Origin of the sequence: Ralstonia sp. TCR112 (genome assembly GCF_007997035.1) — a bacterium.
In the GTDB taxonomy this organism is placed as follows: Bacteria; Pseudomonadota; Gammaproteobacteria; order Burkholderiales; family Burkholderiaceae; genus Ralstonia; species Ralstonia edaphi.
The window spans coordinates 1-605 of the sequence record NZ_VOSS01000070.1 but is presented as its reverse complement, the minus strand read 5'-3'; the positions used below and the strand labels follow the sequence as shown (position 1 = coordinate 605).

The 605-nt window shown below is 62.8% G+C and carries 1 protein-coding gene; it reads right to left on the bottom strand.

From position 1 onward, the window contains the following. Positions 1 to 605: S-layer family protein (locus tag FUT88_RS16640; protein ID WP_147216771.1), on the bottom strand; the 605-nt coding region annotated here is incomplete at both ends.

Here is a 605-nt window from a genome sequence, read left to right as displayed (position 1 = left end):
CTGCCAGCGTGCCGGTGTTGACGATGTTGTCCGCGGTGACCACCGTTACGTTGCGGCTGGCGATGGTGCCGCTGTTCGTTGCGTCGCCCTTGGCGTTGAAGCTGACGTTGTTACCCGCCATCAACGTACCGCCACCAGTGATGTCGGTGTCCTTGGCGCGCAGGTAGACCTGTGGCACCAGCACCTCCTGCTTGCTGCCATCCGCCAGCGTCACGGTCTGCTTGACCAGCCAGACGATGTCGCTGGTGAGCTGCGCCATCTGGGCTTCGGTCAGCGCCGTGCCAACGTTCAAACCAAACGCCTTGCCCGCAGCAGTGCCGTTGGCCAGCAACGCCTTGTACTCGTCTTCGTTGCTGGTGTAGTCGCCAATGAAGCGTTGCCCCGTGGCCCGGACGATTTGCTGCTGAATCAGTTGCTGCTCGTAGAAGCCGTCGCCAATGCGCTTGAGCGTGGCGCCCGGGTCATTGCGGAACTGCGACAGCATGGTGTCGCTCGATGTCCACTGGCGGAAGTTGGTGAAGCGCGGGTCGGTTTCGACCAGCACGCTGCTGCCCGGGTCGCTGATGATGCGGTACAGGGCATTGTTCGGCAGCGTCAGGTTCGGC